Annotated in this window: 21 protein-coding genes; 15 read left to right on the forward strand and 6 right to left on the reverse strand. The window is 41.9% G+C overall.

Going from position 1 to position 17,221, the window contains the following annotated elements; translation table 11 throughout:
* Positions 1-327: 327 nt before the first annotated feature.
* On the forward strand, positions 328-1,539 hold the full coding sequence (locus OCV27_RS18860; RefSeq protein ID WP_125322444.1) for a hypothetical protein: 1,212 nt from the start codon (positions 328-330) through the stop codon (positions 1,537-1,539).
* A 119-nt stretch (positions 1,540-1,658) separates the two neighbouring features.
* The gene (locus OCV27_RS18865) at positions 1,659-1,886 is read left to right on the forward strand and encodes a hypothetical protein (RefSeq protein ID WP_125322443.1); all 228 of its coding nucleotides are present in this window, start codon (positions 1,659-1,661) and stop codon (positions 1,884-1,886) included.
* 88 nt (positions 1,887-1,974) lie between these two features.
* On the opposite strand, the gene OCV27_RS18870 is transcribed toward OCV27_RS18865, so the two are convergent.
* Positions 1,975-2,532 carry a PhnA domain-containing protein gene (locus OCV27_RS18870; protein ID WP_125322442.1) on the reverse strand — a complete coding sequence of 186 codons (558 nt, stop codon included), beginning with the start codon at positions 2,530-2,532 and terminating at the stop codon, positions 1,975-1,977.
* A 79-nt stretch (positions 2,533-2,611) separates the two neighbouring features.
* Positions 2,612-3,400 carry a M48 family metallopeptidase gene (locus OCV27_RS18875; RefSeq protein WP_125322441.1) on the reverse strand — a complete coding sequence of 263 codons (789 nt, stop codon included), beginning with the start codon at positions 3,398-3,400 and terminating at the stop codon, positions 2,612-2,614.
* 83 nt (positions 3,401-3,483) lie between these two features.
* Here OCV27_RS18875 and OCV27_RS18880 point away from each other — a divergent pair, with 83 nt between their 5' ends.
* The 5 genes from OCV27_RS18880 to OCV27_RS18900 all read left to right on the forward strand — a co-directional run bounded on the left by OCV27_RS18880 (position 3,484) and on the right by OCV27_RS18900 (position 7,604).
* Positions 3,484-3,933: a hotdog fold thioesterase gene (locus tag OCV27_RS18880; RefSeq protein ID WP_125322440.1), complete on the forward strand. Its 450-nt coding sequence runs from the start codon at positions 3,484-3,486 to the stop codon at positions 3,931-3,933.
* The gene (locus tag OCV27_RS18885) at positions 3,934-4,167 is read left to right on the forward strand and encodes a DUF3389 domain-containing protein (protein ID WP_125322439.1); all 234 of its coding nucleotides are present in this window, start codon (positions 3,934-3,936) and stop codon (positions 4,165-4,167) included. It begins immediately after the preceding gene.
* A gap of 76 nt (positions 4,168-4,243) precedes the next feature.
* Entirely contained in the window at positions 4,244-5,983 is a 1,740-nt protein-coding gene (locus tag OCV27_RS18890) for an SgrR family transcriptional regulator (protein WP_125322438.1), read from the forward strand.
* Positions 5,952-6,203, forward strand: coding sequence for a hypothetical protein (locus OCV27_RS18895; protein WP_125322437.1), 252 nt, complete (start codon positions 5,952-5,954; stop codon positions 6,201-6,203). Before OCV27_RS18890 ends, OCV27_RS18895 begins: the two co-directional genes overlap by 32 nt.
* A gap of 513 nt (positions 6,204-6,716) precedes the next feature.
* Positions 6,717-7,604, forward strand: coding sequence for a LysR family transcriptional regulator (locus tag OCV27_RS18900; protein ID WP_125322436.1), 888 nt, complete (start codon positions 6,717-6,719; stop codon positions 7,602-7,604).
* Positions 7,605-7,612: 8 nt separating this feature from the next.
* Here the strand turns inward: OCV27_RS18900 and OCV27_RS18905 are convergent, their stop codons facing one another.
* The gene (locus OCV27_RS18905) at positions 7,613-10,309 is read right to left on the reverse strand and encodes a bifunctional acetate--CoA ligase family protein/GNAT family N-acetyltransferase (RefSeq protein ID WP_125322435.1); all 2,697 of its coding nucleotides are present in this window, start codon (positions 10,307-10,309) and stop codon (positions 7,613-7,615) included.
* A gap of 217 nt (positions 10,310-10,526) precedes the next feature.
* Between OCV27_RS18905 and OCV27_RS18910 the strand changes: the two genes are divergently transcribed.
* From OCV27_RS18910 to yciH, 4 genes are all read left to right on the forward strand, one after another.
* A complete protein-coding gene (locus OCV27_RS18910) occupies positions 10,527-11,078 on the forward strand; it encodes an SPOR domain-containing protein (protein ID WP_125322434.1) in 552 nt (183 codons plus the stop codon).
* Between the two features lie 155 nt (positions 11,079-11,233).
* A complete protein-coding gene (locus tag OCV27_RS18915) occupies positions 11,234-12,229 on the forward strand; it encodes a D-alanine--D-alanine ligase (protein ID WP_125322433.1) in 996 nt (331 codons plus the stop codon).
* A gap of 247 nt (positions 12,230-12,476) precedes the next feature.
* Positions 12,477-12,851, forward strand: a complete 375-nt coding sequence (locus OCV27_RS18920; RefSeq protein ID WP_125322432.1) for a DUF3319 domain-containing protein — start codon at positions 12,477-12,479, stop codon at positions 12,849-12,851.
* A gap of 6 nt (positions 12,852-12,857) precedes the next feature.
* Entirely contained in the window at positions 12,858-13,169 is a 312-nt protein-coding gene (yciH, locus tag OCV27_RS18925; protein WP_125322431.1) for a stress response translation initiation inhibitor YciH, read from the forward strand.
* 251 nt (positions 13,170-13,420) lie between these two features.
* Here yciH and OCV27_RS18930 read toward each other — a convergent pair whose 3' ends face one another.
* Positions 13,421-13,693, reverse strand: a complete 273-nt coding sequence (locus OCV27_RS18930; protein WP_125322430.1) for a hypothetical protein — start codon at positions 13,691-13,693, stop codon at positions 13,421-13,423.
* A 264-nt stretch (positions 13,694-13,957) separates the two neighbouring features.
* On the opposite strand from OCV27_RS18930, the gene OCV27_RS18935 reads away from it, so the two are divergent.
* The 4 genes from OCV27_RS18935 (at position 13,958) to OCV27_RS18950 (ending at position 16,580) form a co-directional block, all read left to right on the forward strand.
* Positions 13,958-14,125, forward strand: a complete 168-nt coding sequence (locus tag OCV27_RS18935) for a hypothetical protein (protein ID WP_185759811.1) — start codon at positions 13,958-13,960, stop codon at positions 14,123-14,125.
* A 3-nt stretch (positions 14,126-14,128) separates the two neighbouring features.
* Positions 14,129-14,965 carry a hypothetical protein gene (locus OCV27_RS18940; protein ID WP_185759810.1) on the forward strand — a complete coding sequence of 279 codons (837 nt, stop codon included), beginning with the start codon at positions 14,129-14,131 and terminating at the stop codon, positions 14,963-14,965.
* A 620-nt stretch (positions 14,966-15,585) separates the two neighbouring features.
* Positions 15,586-16,251 (forward strand): DNA adenine methylase, encoded by a 666-nt coding sequence (locus OCV27_RS18945; protein WP_125322429.1) that lies wholly within the window; start codon positions 15,586-15,588, stop codon positions 16,249-16,251.
* Between the two features lie 35 nt (positions 16,252-16,286).
* Entirely contained in the window at positions 16,287-16,580 is a 294-nt protein-coding gene (locus OCV27_RS18950; protein ID WP_125322428.1) for a hypothetical protein, read from the forward strand.
* Positions 16,581-16,595: 15 nt separating this feature from the next.
* Here OCV27_RS18950 and nadS read toward each other — a convergent pair whose 3' ends face one another.
* Entirely contained in the window at positions 16,596-16,883 is a 288-nt protein-coding gene (gene nadS / locus OCV27_RS18955) for a NadS family protein (RefSeq protein WP_125322427.1), read from the reverse strand.
* On the reverse strand, positions 16,880-17,215 hold the full coding sequence (locus OCV27_RS18960) for a type II toxin-antitoxin system RelE/ParE family toxin (RefSeq protein WP_125322426.1): 336 nt from the start codon (positions 17,213-17,215) through the stop codon (positions 16,880-16,882). The genes nadS and OCV27_RS18960 overlap by 4 nt, the downstream gene beginning before the upstream one ends.
* Positions 17,216-17,221: the final 6 nt, after the last annotated feature.

Below are 17,221 nucleotides of genomic sequence, written 5' to 3' on the forward strand. Positions count from 1 at the left end.
TCAGTTTTTCATTATATGTATTTGGTTTTACAGGTCGAAGCTAGTTGATGTTTCAAGCAAACATTGACCCATTACCACTATAAAGGACAGGCACCTTATTAGCACTTTTGTTCTTGTTATTTAATGAGTTGTTAAATTAGCAAAAACGCTGAAACACTTCTTTTCACTTTCAACCTATATCACTTTGGGCAATGCATGCTTTCGGCTCTATCCATCCACAGTCAAATAACAACTATTCATATATATTCATATTTTTTCATTTTGGTAAGTGCTTGACTACACGACACAATACAAATCTAGATGCATAACATAAATTAATGTAAAGTAATGATCCTAACTAGTAGACAAATACATCAACACATCACAACCAAGCACAATGCATTACAAATAACAGGTAATGATAAAGACATCACACTGACTCTCCCGGTCAAAAAAGTATACCGTGTTTTAGTGGATGCTAATGGAAAAGCGACCTCTGTAATAAGAGATAACCCCAAACAGTTATTTGGATCTAAATGCAAAACATCCATCGCTAATTTTCTTAGCAGAAGTAACAGCGCCCGCGCGCTCAAAGTACTACAAAAAATGGATATAAATTGTGGTCAAATTCTTGGTGAGTGTAATAAAGAAAATGCCGTCACAACGATTCAAGCAGCCTTTCGCGGTTTTGTAGCCCGTAGATCGTTAACACCAGAAAACGATTTCGGCTTCAAAAAAATGTCTAATGAGAATCATGGTCGTACTTACTACTTTGACCCAAAAAATAAAAATACTCACCTAAGAACACCGGATCATAGTGTCAAATTTGGTAATGCCGGAACGTTTAAAACAGTTACTCACTCTGATCCATCATTTATTCAACTATCGAATCCCAGCATTTCTCTCGATGCTGCAAAAGACGAAAATAAGCTTGCAGATGAATTGTCTCAATTCTCTTCTGTCTGCCAATCAAGATATGTTGAAGATAAAACTGTTCTTGCCAGAAATGGTGGTAGCGAAATTGCTGAACTAAGAAGAAAATACAATAAAAAACTTCCATTAGATTCATTTCGTTTAGCTTGCGAAGATCTTTCCGCAATGCATAACTCAGACATCTATATGCGAGATATCAAGCCTGAGAATATGGTGATAAAAGATGGTATAGCAAAACACATAGACCTTGATTTTGTGACGACTCCAAAAGGAGGAACTTACCCGTTTGAACAAGTGTGTGGAACGCCATATATGGTAACTAGGGGGCTAATCAAAGAAAGAGAGTCTGGGGACAAAGAGCGAATTAAAGGAGCATTAAAGTCCGGTGATCAATTCGCTATGCTACAAACGATAATGTACGCTACTGGAGGCAGCCAAGTGAGCTATCAAGTTCGTAAGCACGATGGTGTTGCTAAAATGGGTATCACTATTACCAATGCTCACCGCCAGTGGGTCACCGACAGTGTTCTGCCAAACCATAGAGCCGATGTACTCAGGTTTTTAGCCAATCCGACTGCAAGCCCGTTATCCGCGCCACTGCACTTTTTGTTAAAATGGGATAACTGATTACTTTATTTTTCAACAAACACACAACACAAAATGCGCAAGATACCACCTTGACTTCAGGGTTAATGAATAAAGGCCAGTACCGCATTGCTTTTAAATAAATTTGCAGGAGTTTTGCTATGATTACAAACGCAGTTGATTGTAAGATTTATCCCTATCACCCTGATTGTAGAGGTGATAATATTATTTATGAAGGACATGAATTACTAGGCGCTGGCCATGATCAGGTCTTAGCATGGCTAGCCGACGATAAAGCTCAGATCATTAGCTTGATTACAACTTATGCTAATACAGAACTCATATCGACACTTCAAAGCTTGGTATTTTCTCTCGGGATTACTGGGTAGTGTAACAACAATTGGCTCGAATCCCATTAAACTAAATAAAGGCGCCTATTGAGCGCCTTTGTGACATCTATAGAAAGTAACTTTAAGATTACTTTTTACGGCAAAACTCAGCGATTACGTACATAGATTGGCCGCCGTTGGCTTTACCTGAAACCAGCTTAGGATCGTCGGCAATACTGATGCCACGGATGACAGTACCTTGTTTGATGACTTGGTTCGTGCCACGTACGGGAAGATCTTTAATTACCGTTACGTCGTCACCTTTTTTGAGTTCAACGCCGTTGCAATCGAACGGCTTATCATCGTCAGACATGCCTTGCATCGCCCAGTTTTTGGTCTCTTCTTCCATGTACATCATCTCGAGCGCATCTTGAGCCCAGCTTTCACCGTTTAAACGTGTTAGTTGTCGCCAGACCGTCACTTGAACGCTCGGTACTTGGCTCCACATACTGTCATTGAGGCAGCGCCAGTGATTGATGTCTTCAGGGCTTTCAATTTCGCCAAGGCATTTGTCACAGATCATAATCGCGTGATCAACGGTAACATAACTGTGTGGCGGAACTGGGTAGGCAGTTAGTGGAGTGTCGTTGCCACACAATTCACATTTAGATTGGCAGCGTTCCAGCATAGTTGCTTCTGAAGACATAATAGGCTCACGTTTTATAGGTAATCAATCAAGGGCGCTATTATCCATGTTATGGATTGAAAATAAAGGTCAATACGCATTATGAACAGTTAGGCTTATTTACGTTGTAATTGGGTAAAGTCGCTATTTTGGTCGACAAGTCTTGAATACGAGTGCTGTGAGACGGGTGAGTGGATAACAGCTCAGGTGGCTGGCTGCCACCTGATGCTTTGGCCATGTTTTTCCACAGCTCGACGCTTTGTTTTGGGTCAAAGCCAGCTTTTGCCATTAGCTCTAAACCTACTAAATCGGCTTCAGATTCTTGCGTTCTTCCGTAGGGCAGTATCACGCCATATTGAACGCCGAGCCCAAGTGCTGCCATAGTGGCGCTTTGGTATTGGGCATATTGTGATGAGCCAAGCGCAATACTGGTGATTTGCAGCCCAGTACTGGCCAGTTGAGATTGCGAAAGGCGCTCATTACTGTGAGCAGCTAAAACATGAGCGATTTCATGGCCAATGACAGTAGCAAGCTGGTCTTCATTTTTGGCTACCTCTAGCAGGCCAGTATAGACACCAATTTTACCACCAGGCAGAGCAAAGGCATTGACTTGTTCACTATCAAAGACAACCACTTCCCAATCTTTAAACCCAGCTTGAGCCGGAACATACTGAGTTACCGCATTGGCTACGCACTGCACATAGGCATTGGTACGCTTGTCTTTGCTGATTTTTTGCTCTTGTTTCATTTGCGCAAAAGATTGCGCTCCAAGTGTGCTCATATCTTGATCTGAAAAAAGCAGTAACTGCTGGCGGCCTGTTGGTGATGAACTGCATGCCACCATAGTTATTACACTTAATAAAGTGAAGCATTTCAGGAAATTACACATAAAATATTCTGTATGATTGTTATTATTCTTTTCATAATACCATTAGCTAATAATGCATTGTAATTATTCATGTGAGAACTTGTATGACGATATGGAAAAAAACCTTTGATCTTGAGAGCCTTAATGCGACATCTGAAAATACTTTGATGCGCCATTTACAGATAGTGTACAGCAAATTTGGTGACAACTTTATTGAGGCGACCATGCCGGTTTGTCATTTTACTCATCAACCGTTTGGGATGTTGCATGGTGGCGCATCAGTGGCTCTTGCTGAAACACTTGGCTCAATTGCGGCAAATCTCTCCGTTGATGAAGATTCTTATTGTGTCGGGCTAGATATTAATGCTAATCATATTCGAGCAATGCGAGAGGGCGAAGTGACAGGCCGCGCTGAGCCACTGCATTTAGGCGTATCGACCCAAGTATGGCAAATTGATATTCGTGACGATAGAGGGAGGTTAGTGTGCTCTAGTCGTCTTACTATTGCTGTTAAAAAGAAGCGTAATGCTAAAAATGCATTTATGGAGAGTTAGATGGTTGTTGATTTTTCCGCTGGCAAAGTGATCGTTACCCCCCACGAAATTGTGATTAAGGTGTCTTCTGAGCACATGATTACTTTGCAAGCTCAAGCCGATGCGATTCAGCTTATCGGGAGAGGTGCTAATGTGATTGCAGCGCATGGCGCAGAAAACAAATGGTCAATTAAACTAGATGATGCACAGCAACTTGCTCTGATTGCCGAACAAATTGGAGTTAAAGTCCAATAACGTTATAACAGGCTTGCTAAATTTAGAATAAATAAGGAAAATTAACTAAGTTCTAGATAGTTGAGATTTCCTCTTTATGAGTAGCCCCAGATTACGTATTCAATTTGAAACTTTGTTTGAGCACTACAATGGTAAGGATCGTGGTGTTCAACTAGAGGAGATTACAGACATACTATGTTGTACGCGGCGTAATGCGCGTATTGTGTTAAACAAAATGGAACAGCAGGGATGGATTGAATGGCATCCGACACCTGGCCGAGGTAAACTCTCGCAACTCAATTTTAAGCGGAGCCGAACCGATGTCAGTGAAAACCTTGCTCGACGCTATTTGGAAGAAGGAAAAATTGCTCAAGCGTTAAATGTATTGGATCAAGACTCTGCCAAGCTAGCCCAAGTGGTCGAAAGTTATTTAGGTGTGCAGCAGCAAGAAGGTGAGCAAGTGCTGCGACTTCCATACTATCGAGCATTATCTATGCTTAATCCACACAAGCCAGTACGTCGCTCGGAACAACATATTGCAAGGCAAATCTTCAGTGGCTTAACGCGCTTGGATGAAAATGAATCCCTTTGCCCAGATCTTGCTCATGATTGGGATATGTTATCTTCAACTTATTGGCGTTTTTATTTAAGGCCTAATGTTCGTTGTCATAATGGTGATCTTCTCACCACCGAGATGGTTGTTGATTCGGTATTATCCCTGTGCAACAAGCCTCTTTATTGTCATATCAACGAGGTGTTTAGCCCTGACAGATTTGTAGTGGATGTCGTCCTTGATAAACCTAATTACTATCTACCGCTACTAATGTCCGAATCTGATGCAAAAATTGTGTTGCCAGAGCATTCCCGAACAGAAAATTATGACCAAATGCCTATTGGTACTGGTCCTTATAAAGTGATTAGTAACAGTAACACTCGGCTTGTTTTACAAGCTTTTGATGGATACTTTGGTTTTCGACCCTTGATAGATAGAGTGGAAGTATGCGTTATCGATGATATTCATTACTCTATTTTGTTCCCAAGTATGGAAGTCCCAATTAAGCCAGCACCTGACAAGCCAAGTGATGATGTTGAGTTAGATCCAGGCTGCACTTATCTATTGCTTAATCGGCGTAGCGGTCTTGCCAAGTCCGATCAATGGGCTAATTATTTTAATCGGCGACTGAGTTGTTTAAATCTTTATCATCAATTTCCTCAGGAAAAGGTGGTTGAATTGGGGGTGTTTCCTGCACATGGTCTTAAGCCAGGTTGGTATCACCATACGACTCAAGGGCAATATACGTCTCCACCGGCTTATCGCAAGGTGACTATCGCTTATCATGGGCAACACACTATGTTTGCTGTACTTATCCAAAGTATTGAAACGTTGCTTAAAAGGGATAACCTTGATGTCGAGCGGGTAAAGTATGATGTCACTTTACCTGATCCTGAGGGTGTTGATATTTGGCTCAAGCCTATGGGGCTTTCGAATCATCGTGATGATGGTTTGGCTGGCTGGCTGCTTAATTACAGTGATATAGGTTTAATGAGTAAACCAGAAGATTTTCACCATTGGTCTGGATTAGTTGAAAAATGGCAAGCACGAGAAAATAGCGCATTTCCGGCAAAGGAAATCGGCAAGTCATTGGTTGAAAAAATGCAAATCATACCGATGTTTCATTGTTGGCTGGGGATAAGTAAAGATCAATGCGGTTTACTGCAAAATGCTAAGTGTAATGCGTTAGGTTGGTTTGACTTTAGTCAGGTTTGGTTGAAGCCAGTACAAGCGATAGAAAGAGAAATAACTCATGGCGAAGCCGAACAAGAAACAGCCGACTAAAACAGTAAATATTTATTGTGTAAAATGCCGAACAGAGCTGTTTAAGTATCGTAAAGGGGGCAAAGGATCTTTACTTAAGTGTTTTAAAGAAAGAATTGTCGACGATTATACTTTGCAACCGTGTCATTGCCCTCAATGTGGAAGTGAGTTTGCCCGAGAGACACTAATTAGGGGAACATCGGCATATAAAATAATTGGTGGAAAAGTGGCGGTTAAATAGTGAACAGCAATATGGTTCACTTGTCGAATTGGTTTGAATATTCAATTCGCATTGTGGTAAAAATCAGCCTAATACGTCAATTTTATTACCTAAGCCACAAAATAGATGAAAGTCTCTTTTAGAGGTATCATTGATTTTCAAAAATGTTAGAATTCTGCTGTCGAAAATTCAATCCACTTCATCGCAATCAAATAGGGGTTCACAATGGAACTAGGTCTTATCATCGCTTTCATCATCACTTCAGCTGTAATGGTTAAGAAAGAGATGGCAAGCTCGAAGTAAGTACCGTTTCATTCACAACAGTTTTATTTTCTTTTTGAATGAACATTAGAAGCTCCTCTGAAGGGGCTTTTTTTAATTGTGTCTAACAATTTTTGCCATTTGGAAAGTTGATAGCGAAAAAAAACGCTCAAAAAGCAGACAAAGATGCCAAGATTTGTCAGTAGAATTAGCTAAAATTTTGCAGTCTGGTTCGAATGAATTGATATTCGTTTATTTACAGGAGTCTTCGTATTGCATAGTCCAATTACTCTCGAAGCAATGCATATTCTCGATGCTATTGACCGCCGAGGAAGCTTTGCGGCTGCCGCTAATGAGCTTGATAGAGCACCTTCGTCTTTGAGTTACCAAATTCAAAAATTAGAACAAGACCTAGACGTCACTATTTTTGATCGATCAGGCCACAAAGCACGTTTTACTGAGCCAGGAAAATTGATTCTTGAGCGAGGCAGAATGATTCTCGCTGCGACAGAAAAGTTGGTTAATGATGCGAGTGTTTTAGCTAATGGTTGGGAGCTAGACATTGCGATTGCATTTGATGGTATTTTATCGGTAGAACCCTTTTTTCCTATGGTGCAGGAGCTAGGAAACATAAGCTCGACACGGATCCGTTTACAGGAAGAAATATTGGCAGGGTGCTGGGAGTCATTAGAAGAAGGCCGTGCCGATCTGCTGGTTTGCCCTAAACCAGATAGTTTACCCCAAGATGTTAAAACAGAATCGATTGGTTCGATGACCATGGTTTGGGTTGCAGCGCCTAATCATTATGTTCACAATCGCAGTGGTGTGTTTGATGATAACGCAAGAGCAAAGTATCGTGTCGTTGCTATCGCCGATTCAGCCAGAGAACAACCTGCAATTACGGTCAATATTTTGCACAAACAACCAACGCTGACTGTAACTAACTTATCGGCAAAAGTGTCTGCTTTGGAGTCAGGGCTAGGGATAGGGACTCTGCCATCACCTATCGCTGAGCGACTGATAAAACAAGGCTCTTTAGCGAAAATATCAAATACTCAGGAACTTAGCATCGAAATACTTCTTGCTTGGAAACGAAACCAAATGGGCGAAGCTAAGTCATGGTGTATCAAGTTTCTTAAGAAGAACTGGCCTTTTAAATAGCATTCATATTAAGGTGTTTGTGGTTGGTTAAGGGGTAACACCATATCGGCTATACCATCCTCAAATTGAACATCCAACTCAAACCCTAACTTTTGAGCCAGAGTTAGCATGCCTCTATTGGTGGGTATGGTGACGCCAGAGATTTGTATCGTTCCTTTTTGACGGCAATAATCAATAATCTTGTTGAGCAGAAGTTTTCCGAGCCCATGACCTTTGAGATCAGAGCGTACTAATATGGCAAATTCTGCATCGGTGTTTTCTGGGTTAAGTAATGCACGTGATACGCCAATAATCTCTGGTTTAGCGTCAAGGTTGGAGATAGCGATGAAGGCCATTTCTCGGTCGTAATCAATTTGAGTTAGGTTTGCTAATGCTTCATGGTTAAGCTTGCCGACATCACTAAAAAATCGGTTGTATAAGTCCTCTTTAGACACTTTACTGACGAAGGTTGCATGGTCTGGTTCATCTTCTGGCAGGATAGGGCGGATGATGATAGAAATCCCGCTTTTTAATTGTATCTTTTCTTCATATTCAACAGGGTATGGTCTTATTGCTAGTCGTTTTTGGCTATCACCCTGAGATTGTTTAAGGATCAGATCAGCGTCTAGAACGGTAAAATGACCACCGGCTGCAAGTAATGGATGGATATCCAGCTCATGGACTTGGGGGCAATCAACAATCATTTGAGAAATCCTGACCAGTAACTCAGAAAGTTGAGGTATATCCATGGGGATTGGAAGCTTTTGTGGCCGAATCTTACCTTCTTTAATAGCGCGGATAATCAAGTATCTCGCCAATGTCATATTAAGAGGTGGGAGCGCACAGGTAGCATCGACCGATTCATCCCATTCTGATCCTCCTTGGCCGATAAGAATGACAGGCCCAAATGTATGATCTGACTTAACTTTAATGCGTATTTCTTCTCCCCCCGCTAGCTTTGCCATGGCTTGGACTAACAGACCGTGTATATTTGCTGCAGGGTAATGCAGTTGTACTCTATCTAAAATAGCTTCAGCTGCACTCGCAACCTCATGTCGATTGCGTAAATTGAGCATAACCCCTTGTATGTCTGACTTGTGAGTGATGTCTGGTGAACGAAGTTTGACTGCTACAGGGTAACCAATTTGCTCAGCAATATGGACGGCTTCACTGACATCGGAAGCAAGCCAAGTGGGTAACACATTAAAGTTGAAATATTTTAAGAAAGCGCCAAGCTGATGAGTATCTAAACTCACAATTTCGTTATCCTGTAACTTATTATCAATCCATTTTTTAGCACCAGCGAGCTCACGTACATGCATAGGTTCAGCAGTGGTAGGGGTTTCCATTAATTGTTTTTGATTTCTCCGGTACTCCACTAAGTGCATGAATGCTATTACTGCGCTTTCTGGTGTCCTATATGTTGGTATACCTGAATGCGTAAAGATCTGACGAGCGGGTTTGGCGGTCGTTTCTCCAGACCAATTGGTGAGTATGTTAAAGTGTTTTCGGCGAGGGTGTTGACTGAGAGCTTCCACAATAGCATTCGCTGTTTGCTCGCTACTAGCGCTTGCTGATGGGCTGTGCATGATTAATATCGCATCTGCGCAGTCGTGATCCATGAGAAGATTTACCGCTTTGATGTAACGTTCACAGCCTGCATCACCAATTAAATCTATTGGATTATTATGGCTCCAGCTAGCAGGGAGTACGTCAGTTAGTTGGTTGATAAGCTTTTGCGGTAAGGAAGCTAATTGACCGCCTCTTATTAGCAGCGTATCGACTGCGATAATAGCCGGCCCACCTCCGTTAGAAATGATCGCAAGCCTTTCGCCACGTAACGGAATTGAATGAGTTAACGTTTCAACCGCAGCAAACAGTTCATGTGAGTTATTTACCCTGAGCATTCCCGAACGACGGATAGCAGAGTCATAGATAATATCTAGGCTATCAAGCCCACCTGTATGAGCCTGCGCAGCGGTACGACCTGCGTGTGTTCTTCCTCCTTTGAGCACCAAAATACGACGATTCCTTGAAGCTGCTCGAGCAGCTGAAATAAAACGCCTTGCATCTTTTATTGTGTCTACGTAAAGGAGTATTGCTTCGGTTTTTGAGTCCATACTCAGGTAATCGAGTAAGTCGGAAAAGCCAATATCGAGAGCATTACCTAGAGAAATAATGGCAGAAAAGCCGATATCTTTGTCATTCGCCCAATCTAAAATTGTGGTGCACAAAGCAGCTGATTGGGAAACAAAGGCTATTTTTCCTTGCTTAGCATTGACCGGAGAACAAGAAGCGTTGAGCTTTCCCCAGGGCATGATGATCCCCATGCTATTAGGACCGAGTAGACGCATCCCATGTTGTTTTGCGATAGTTTGGTAGCACTCGATTGGGGTTGCTCCATTTTCTCCCACATGAAACAATTCAGCAGAAAGTATGATGACATGTTTTACTTGTTTGAGAGCCAGTTCTTTGAGTAAAGCTTCATTTCTGTTGATATTGGTACATAAAATGGCGATATCAGGCGTGATAGGTAGGGAAGATATATCGCAATAAGCGAGTACACCAGATACTGATTTGTATCGCGGTGTTACAGGCATGACGACACCTTCAAATCCCCCTTGAAGGAGATTGGTCATGACAATGTTGCCTGCGCTCATGGGTCTAGTTGAAGCACCTACAACCGCAATAGAATTAGGTTTGAGTAGGGCATTTAGATTGTTCATGGCAGGATCCATCAAAAATTTTTGTCACTAGTTTAACGGACCTAACCGACGAAATCAGAGTGAAATGAGTGTAGTTATACTCGGATCACCTGACATGCATTCGAGTTTGTGTATTATGTCACAATGTACGACTAGATAATTCGAATGTTGGCTTGATTCTCTTACTATCTAACGGCATGATTTACAGTAACTTCTACAAAAGGCATGTGAAGAATTCATGAAAAAGATCGCAATAGTTAGCTTACCATTGGTGCTCTCAGCGTGTGTGTCGAGTGACTATGTCACAGATGTCTCCTCTGAAAGTTACCGCGAAGAATTTAAAACAGCGGCGATGCAGGAACCGTTGATGTCAGACAAAGGCATGATGGAAGAAGCTGCTATGACAGTTAAGCCAATGGCTGATAAGAATAATAACAAAATGCACAATAAGGCAAAGCCTGCCGTAGCTCTTATACCTCCGACAGCAAAGCAAAAAGCCATGAGCTCACGTTATGGCTTCACCATTCAGGTCGTTGCTGTGGGCAGCCAGACTAAAGTCGATCAGTTTGCTCGCAAATTACCAAAAAATGGAGAGCCAGTTTGGGAAAACTATAAAGTAGTTAATGGTACCAAGTGGTATACGATTCTCTTCGGTGATTATGCGACACGGATGGATGCCAAAAAGGCGATTGCCAAGCTTCCTAATGAGTTTCAAGATATGAAACCATTTGTGAAAAGTATTGATGCGATTAAAACCTCTCAGTATCCAACGCTCAACAAGTTAAACTAATTATGTCATAAGGGGGCCGGGCCCCCTTTTTTAGGCGCATAAATTGACCGTTTAAATTGTTATTAATGACATAGTTCAGTCAAATCAATGAATCTTAGCTGATTTTTTATTACTATCGGCCTTAACTATCTCTGTTATTTCACGGAAAATCCCTAATGGCGAATACAACAATTTTACTACTTTGTGGTGGTGGTTCTGCGGAACATGACGTTTCATTAGTCTCTGCTGATTACGTTCAGGCTCAGCTTGAGTCGATTGACAACTTCGATGTGATCAGAGTTGAAATTACTCAGGAAGGGTGGCTATGTAAAAGTGAGTTGGTCTATCTCGATACCAACCAAGGGACATTGAATTTTGTTAATGGGTCGATCAAGCTGGATTTTGTGGTACCTTGCATTCATGGTTATCCGGGGGAAACAGGCGATATCCAGTCGATGTTGGAACTGGCCGGCGTTCCTTACTTTGGCTGTGGGCCTGAAGCAAGTACAAACTGCTTTAATAAAATTACTTCAAAATTATGGTACGACACGCTTTCCATTCCTAATACACCTTACATATTTTTATCTGAGAACAATCAGCAAGCCTATGAAACAAGCCTTACTGCATATAATAAGTGGGGGACCGTATTTGTTAAAGCAGCCCGTCAAGGTTCATCTGTGGGATGTTACAAAGTGAAAGATAGTGAGCAGCTTCAAACTGCAATTAATAATGCTTTTGACTATTCTGATCAGGTATTGGTGGAAGAGGCTGTCAGGCCGCGGGAACTTGAAGTGGCCGCTTTTGAATATCAAGGCAAGCTGCATATTACACCACCGGGAGAAATAAAGGCTCCAGAAGGTGCTTTCTATTCATATGATGAAAAGTACAGCCCTGCAAGCCAATCACTGACAGATGTAGAAGCTAAGGATTTAACCGACGAACAACGTATGGTGATCCATGACTCATCGAGAAAAGTGTTCAAGCAAATGAAGCTGCGGCATTTATCTCGGATTGATTTCTTCCTGACGGCTAATGGGAATGTTTATCTTAATGAAATCAATACTTTTCCCGGCATGACTCCCATATCAATGTTCCCCAAGATGTTAGAACACAGCGGTATAAAATTTGCTGACTTTTTGGAAGATTGTATTAAAGCTTCACTTCTTCGGTAGTGAATATGTTTGGTCATTCTATGTATAATATTTACTGGGTTATACCAGCAAATAAGTCTTTGTTTTTTCTTGTTTATAGTGAATGAGTTACGTTGTCTCTTTGTTGTTAGTATCATTGTAGTGTGATGATTTGTTTTGAATTTATTTTTATGGGATGGACTTCAGTAAACTTACTTTGTGCCGATAAACTTGAATAAGGGCAATATGCAATTATTATTAAATTAACTGATAACTAAGAAAAAATACTATGGCTGCTGCAACATATCGAGGATTTACCCTCAAAACTGCTGGAAATTCTACCGATGTATGGCAAGTACAGATCAAAAACCACACTTTGTCTGGAAGTATGCCTGCGGTGAAGAAAAGCATCGATTGGTTTTGTGATACTGCGACAATCATTGATCCTAAAGAGTTTGGCTCACTGAATAATAAGAAGCCAGCTGAGGGAGGAAGTCCAGTACAAGAGAATTTTCATGGTTATACGCTCAAGAATGATACCGGCGATCCTAATGAATGGTACTGTTTTTTCAATGGTAAGCTAATTAAAGGTGGAAAACTTGCCATGCAGAAGCATATAGAGGCATACTTGGTAGCTAAGCAAAAAGCAGAACAGAAGAAATAGTTAGTTATGAGTCTTGTTTATTCTACGGAAGTCGGTCGAATAGCGCCCGAATCTGATATAGTACAGCGCGCCAAAGGCGACGGTATAGTGCGTATACAGCGCCAAACAAAAGGTCGCAAAGGGAAAGGCGTTGTCATAGTCTCAGGGCTTGATTTAGAAGATGCGCCACTCAAGCTTTTAGCCGCGGAGTTAAAAAAAGTTTGTGGATGCGGTGGTTCAGTCAAAGATGGCAACATCGAAATACAAGGTGATGCCAGAGATAAAATTAAAGCGCATCTTGAAAAGAAAGGCTACACAGTAAAATTAGCGGGTGGTTAATGAATTAATAATTTGTTGGGTAATCTTTGATTAAACCAATGATTATTAGGTATTTTATGGTAAATACGATTATGTTGAATGTCGTTATTAAAACCACTTATAAAACCAGAATAGAGCAAGAGTGCAGTTGCACTCTTTAATGTTAACTACATTATTTAACATAATACACGTAATGCGCACTAAATAAGGCAAAAAAGAAAGGCAACTTTAATAATAAATTCAACCAGTTACCTTTACTTTTTACTCTAAAATCACGCGGATTTTTTTATACTTGTCACACGTTCAATTGCCTCTACAACACGCTCATTTTTGGAGCGTTCAGCAATGATAGCTAACAATGTTAGGTCTGGGTCCAATCCTAAAATTACTGCCACTTCGCACGCCAGATCATCACTCATAGAGCGTCCATTTCTCCAGCTTTGTACGGTCATATGGCTAATGCCAAGATATTTCGCGACTTCTCGTGTGCTATGTACTTGTTTCTCAACACATAAGCGTTCCAATAAGTCTAAGGTAGTTATCATGTTTCTCACCTCCAAATTGGAGTATATGACAAAGAACGGTGTAAACGGACCATTTACAGCAATATCTAAATGATATTTAATCTATTTCGTTCAGGTTGAAGTGGATTTTGTGAAGACCGGTGATATTTGAACAAGTCAAGTCGGGAGACTTTACGATCCTTTTACAGCCCCCAAAGTGATTCGAAGCGCTACGGGGGCTATCTGATAAAAGGATTTGAACAGCTTCTAAGTATTGACCAGATAAAACAAAATAGGATCAAGATTATGTCAGTTACACGTCAGACCAAACACCAACAAGAAAAAGTAAGAACTCTCTCACTCGATATCATGCACCGTGCAATGGAAATCTCACAAACAACACAACACGATGAGTTCTTAGAACGCGCGAATATCGAGCTAGATAAGCTAGAAGCACACACCAAGGCCGCTTAGTCCATGATGAAGCGCGAGCAGCATACAAACAAGCTAGATTATATTTGTGCCATATCCGGTTGTGATGAATTGGCCGATGAAATAGGCAGTGTTTGTCAAAGCTGCGAGTCCTCATATCAACAAGTGGTTAACTGTCCGTTAACCAAACTACTCGATCCCCTACTCGGCTACTCTGACGCACAAGAAAGCCCAGAACAAGCCCAGAGCCGCAAAGGTCGTGCTCATCGTGGCTTCTGTCAGTACCACCGTAAAATCATGTACCGTACCGCGGTGCACCCTAGTTCTAATGTGGCGTTCCTGACAGAGAACGGACGAGCGACTCAAGAAAGCATGGTCAAAGATGCGTGCCTGTTTATGGCCGCTGTTGTCAATGAAATGTGCTTAGTTTCACGCAAACTGGGAATCCGTACTCAGCAAGGCTTTTTGCTGGATACTTGGAAGCACTTTGAACAGATGACAGGCCTTCCTGATTGGCGCATTAAGCAGTGCCATAAATGGGTTAAAAAACGTGGTTGGCTATCCTCTAAGCAGCCCCGCGAAAGCTACACAGGTAAAGACAACATCCAGAAATGGCGTGGACTTGCGTCTATCAAGCGTGTTGAGCTGAAATACTTTGAAGACCTAGGTATCTTGGATAAGTTCTTAGACGTCCAAAAAAAGGCTAAGAGCCGACTTAAAAAGCAATCGACTGAATGGAAGATGCCGATTAAGTATATCCTAACCCCTATTACACTTCTACGTCGCCGACGTAAAGAGGCCGCAGAACGTAAAGCCGCGGCCAATTCTCAGCCAGACTTTGCATTTGGGTTCGGTTCGAATCCGCCCCCTATCCCTATATAGTGACACTTTATCTGTATGCCCCTTAGTTGGGGTTTTCTGCGTTACTTTGGCCTCAGGATAAGCCACACAGCGCGATAATCATCCCTGTTTTTACCACTGTGATACCTCAGTGTGACCAGTTTTCGATCCGTAACTCCTCATTTTTGTCTTGAAAATCATAACTGTGCACTTTTTAACCCGTGAACTACTCCATACTTTACTCTATAGGTCGACTCCATAGTTTCACTCCATACCCTTACTTCCCCTAGTCTTCGACTAGAACGCCTTCGGTTAGAGATAGTAAAGATCTTAAAGAATACTGCCTGAAGGCAGTTGAGAATGAAGCGGCTCTTCTTGTCAGCAAGCTGACTGGAGCCTTAGAGCTGCACCGCTCCAACACAGTCGATTGACATCATACACGCGGTGAGTATGACCTTCGTTTATCGCTTCGCGATGGTCTAGCAAGGTGAAGGACGAGATTTTAAGCTTGGTGAAAAACGCACGTTATCCAGGAGCCATAGATACGGCTGTCTATGCCAGCTGTGAGTATCGAGTATAGTTATCAGCGTCTATGATTTGCTCTGGCCAACATAGATAAAAACAACTATGCTGCAGCAAACCAATCAAAGGAATGACACCTTATGAGTTATTTGGGCTCTAAAGCGTCCAGTGGTGCTTATCAGGCGATTATTGCGAATATGCCAGCACACAACACCTATATTGAAGCGTATCTTGGTACAGGGGTGATATTCAATCGAAAGCCGCCTGCATTACATTCTGTGGGGTTGGAGTTAGATCCGGCGACACTCGCGGACTTCAAGCCGGAGCGCAACATTGATATCTACAATGTGGATTCCGTGGCGTTCCTTGACACGTTCACGTTTGACGACCCAGAAACAACGTTTATTTATGCGGACCCGCCCTATTTGGAGGAAACTCGCACGTCTAACAACCGATATCGTAAGGATTACACCCGCGGCGATCATCTTCAAATGCTGGCCCTCTATCAACGACTGACCCAGCAAGGTGTTCACATCATGATTTCAGGCTACCCATCTAAGCTTTATGATGAGACGTTAAGTGGCTGGCGAACGCACACATTCCGAGTGATGACTCGCGGCGGTGTGCGAACAGAAAAGCTCTGGATGAACTATGAAGCGGATTCTAAACATTGGGCTGCCTATGCTGGAAAGAACTTCACGGATAGGCAGAGGATCAAACGTAAGGCCGCCCGATGGGCGAAAAACTTTGCCGCAATGGATGCGTCAGAACAAATGGCGGTGTTATCGGCTATCATGAATGCGTAAACCTAAACTAACTTCAGATATGGCAAGGTACAAATATGGATATAGAAAGCAAAGTTGAGAAAATCAGGAACTGTTTTAGTAAAAAGTTTGGGACGAATATTGAGTCTATAGATTGTAGTAATCGCAAGACATGGGCTTTCATTGTCAATGGCACCTCAATTCTTCATATTTCTTATGAGTACCTAGCTGATAATGGAATAGATGATATATTGAACGCCATTGAAAAGGATTGCTTCAAAGTGCTTGAAGCTTATCCTCAGAACGCTTTTTTGTTAACGAATCAAGGCGTAAAATTAGGACCATCAGACCTAAAGAATACAGTCTGCTAAGCAGCCTATGAAACATCAATGTTCGGCCAGTGCGTCGTAAACTTTGGGATCATCTTGAATCGTTGCCAATACCTTAGCGGCCAGCCCAGAAGGATTGCGCCGTTTGCTCTCCCAACTCTTGATTGTGTCAATGCTAACATCCATTGTTGCAGCTAGTTCCGCTTGAGTTATTTTTAATACTTCTTCACGGATTGCTTTAACGTCTGCCACTTCATAGCGTGTTACCTTCGAGGGTTTTTTACAGCCATGTTGAATGTCTACGGCTTCTTCAAGGGAAGCTTGAAGCTCATTAAAAATGCTCATTTTTCCTCTCCTTTTAGTGACTGAACTAGACTTTTTAACTTGGATTTCTCTTCTTTGGTTAAGCTGTCTTTATCAGATTTTGAGTAAGCGAGAACTAGAAATATTTTATCGGCGTGAGCGAGAACATACAGCACACGTACACTACCGCTTTTCCCTTTATTGCCTACGGCCATACGAACTTTTCTAAGCCCACCCGTACCTTGGATGATGTCCCCTTTTTCAGGTTGGGCGATAAGTTCCGCTTGTAAATCTTTTAGTTCATCGTCTGTTGCAAGTGCCTTAATCTGTCTGGTAAAAATCGAGGTTTCCACAAACTCGATGGCATAACTCACTATACT

The organism is Vibrio pectenicida (genome assembly GCA_024347015.1).
GTDB lineage: Bacteria > Pseudomonadota > Gammaproteobacteria > Enterobacterales > Vibrionaceae > Vibrio > Vibrio pectenicida.

Coding starts and splice junctions, on each gene's coding strand:
- OCV27_RS18860 (WP_125322444.1), top strand. CDS start 328: ATGATCCTAACTAGTAGACAAATACATCAACACATCACAACCAAGCAC.
- OCV27_RS18865 (WP_125322443.1), top strand. CDS start 1,659: ATGATTACAAACGCAGTTGATTGTAAGATTTATCCCTATCACCCTGAT.
- OCV27_RS18870 (WP_125322442.1), bottom strand. CDS start 2,532: ATGTCTTCAGAAGCAACTATGCTGGAACGCTGCCAATCTAAATGTGAA.
- OCV27_RS18875 (WP_125322441.1), bottom strand. CDS start 3,400: ATGTGTAATTTCCTGAAATGCTTCACTTTATTAAGTGTAATAACTATG.
- OCV27_RS18880 (WP_125322440.1), top strand. CDS start 3,484: ATGACGATATGGAAAAAAACCTTTGATCTTGAGAGCCTTAATGCGACA.
- OCV27_RS18885 (WP_125322439.1), top strand. CDS start 3,934: ATGGTTGTTGATTTTTCCGCTGGCAAAGTGATCGTTACCCCCCACGAA.
- OCV27_RS18890 (WP_125322438.1), top strand. CDS start 4,244: ATGAGTAGCCCCAGATTACGTATTCAATTTGAAACTTTGTTTGAGCAC.
- OCV27_RS18895 (WP_125322437.1), top strand. CDS start 5,952: ATGGCGAAGCCGAACAAGAAACAGCCGACTAAAACAGTAAATATTTAT.
- OCV27_RS18905 (WP_125322435.1), bottom strand. CDS start 10,309: ATGAACAATCTAAATGCCCTACTCAAACCTAATTCTATTGCGGTTGTA.
- OCV27_RS18910 (WP_125322434.1), top strand. CDS start 10,527: ATGAAAAAGATCGCAATAGTTAGCTTACCATTGGTGCTCTCAGCGTGT.
- OCV27_RS18915 (WP_125322433.1), top strand. CDS start 11,234: ATGGCGAATACAACAATTTTACTACTTTGTGGTGGTGGTTCTGCGGAA.
- OCV27_RS18920 (WP_125322432.1), top strand. CDS start 12,477: ATGGCTGCTGCAACATATCGAGGATTTACCCTCAAAACTGCTGGAAAT.
- yciH (WP_125322431.1), top strand. CDS start 12,858: ATGAGTCTTGTTTATTCTACGGAAGTCGGTCGAATAGCGCCCGAATCT.
- OCV27_RS18930 (WP_125322430.1), bottom strand. CDS start 13,693: ATGATAACTACCTTAGACTTATTGGAACGCTTATGTGTTGAGAAACAA.
- OCV27_RS18935 (WP_185759811.1), top strand. CDS start 13,958: ATGTCAGTTACACGTCAGACCAAACACCAACAAGAAAAAGTAAGAACT.
- OCV27_RS18940 (WP_185759810.1), top strand. CDS start 14,129: ATGATGAAGCGCGAGCAGCATACAAACAAGCTAGATTATATTTGTGCC.
- OCV27_RS18945 (WP_125322429.1), top strand. CDS start 15,586: ATGAGTTATTTGGGCTCTAAAGCGTCCAGTGGTGCTTATCAGGCGATT.
- OCV27_RS18950 (WP_125322428.1), top strand. CDS start 16,287: ATGGATATAGAAAGCAAAGTTGAGAAAATCAGGAACTGTTTTAGTAAA.
- nadS (WP_125322427.1), bottom strand. CDS start 16,883: ATGAGCATTTTTAATGAGCTTCAAGCTTCCCTTGAAGAAGCCGTAGAC.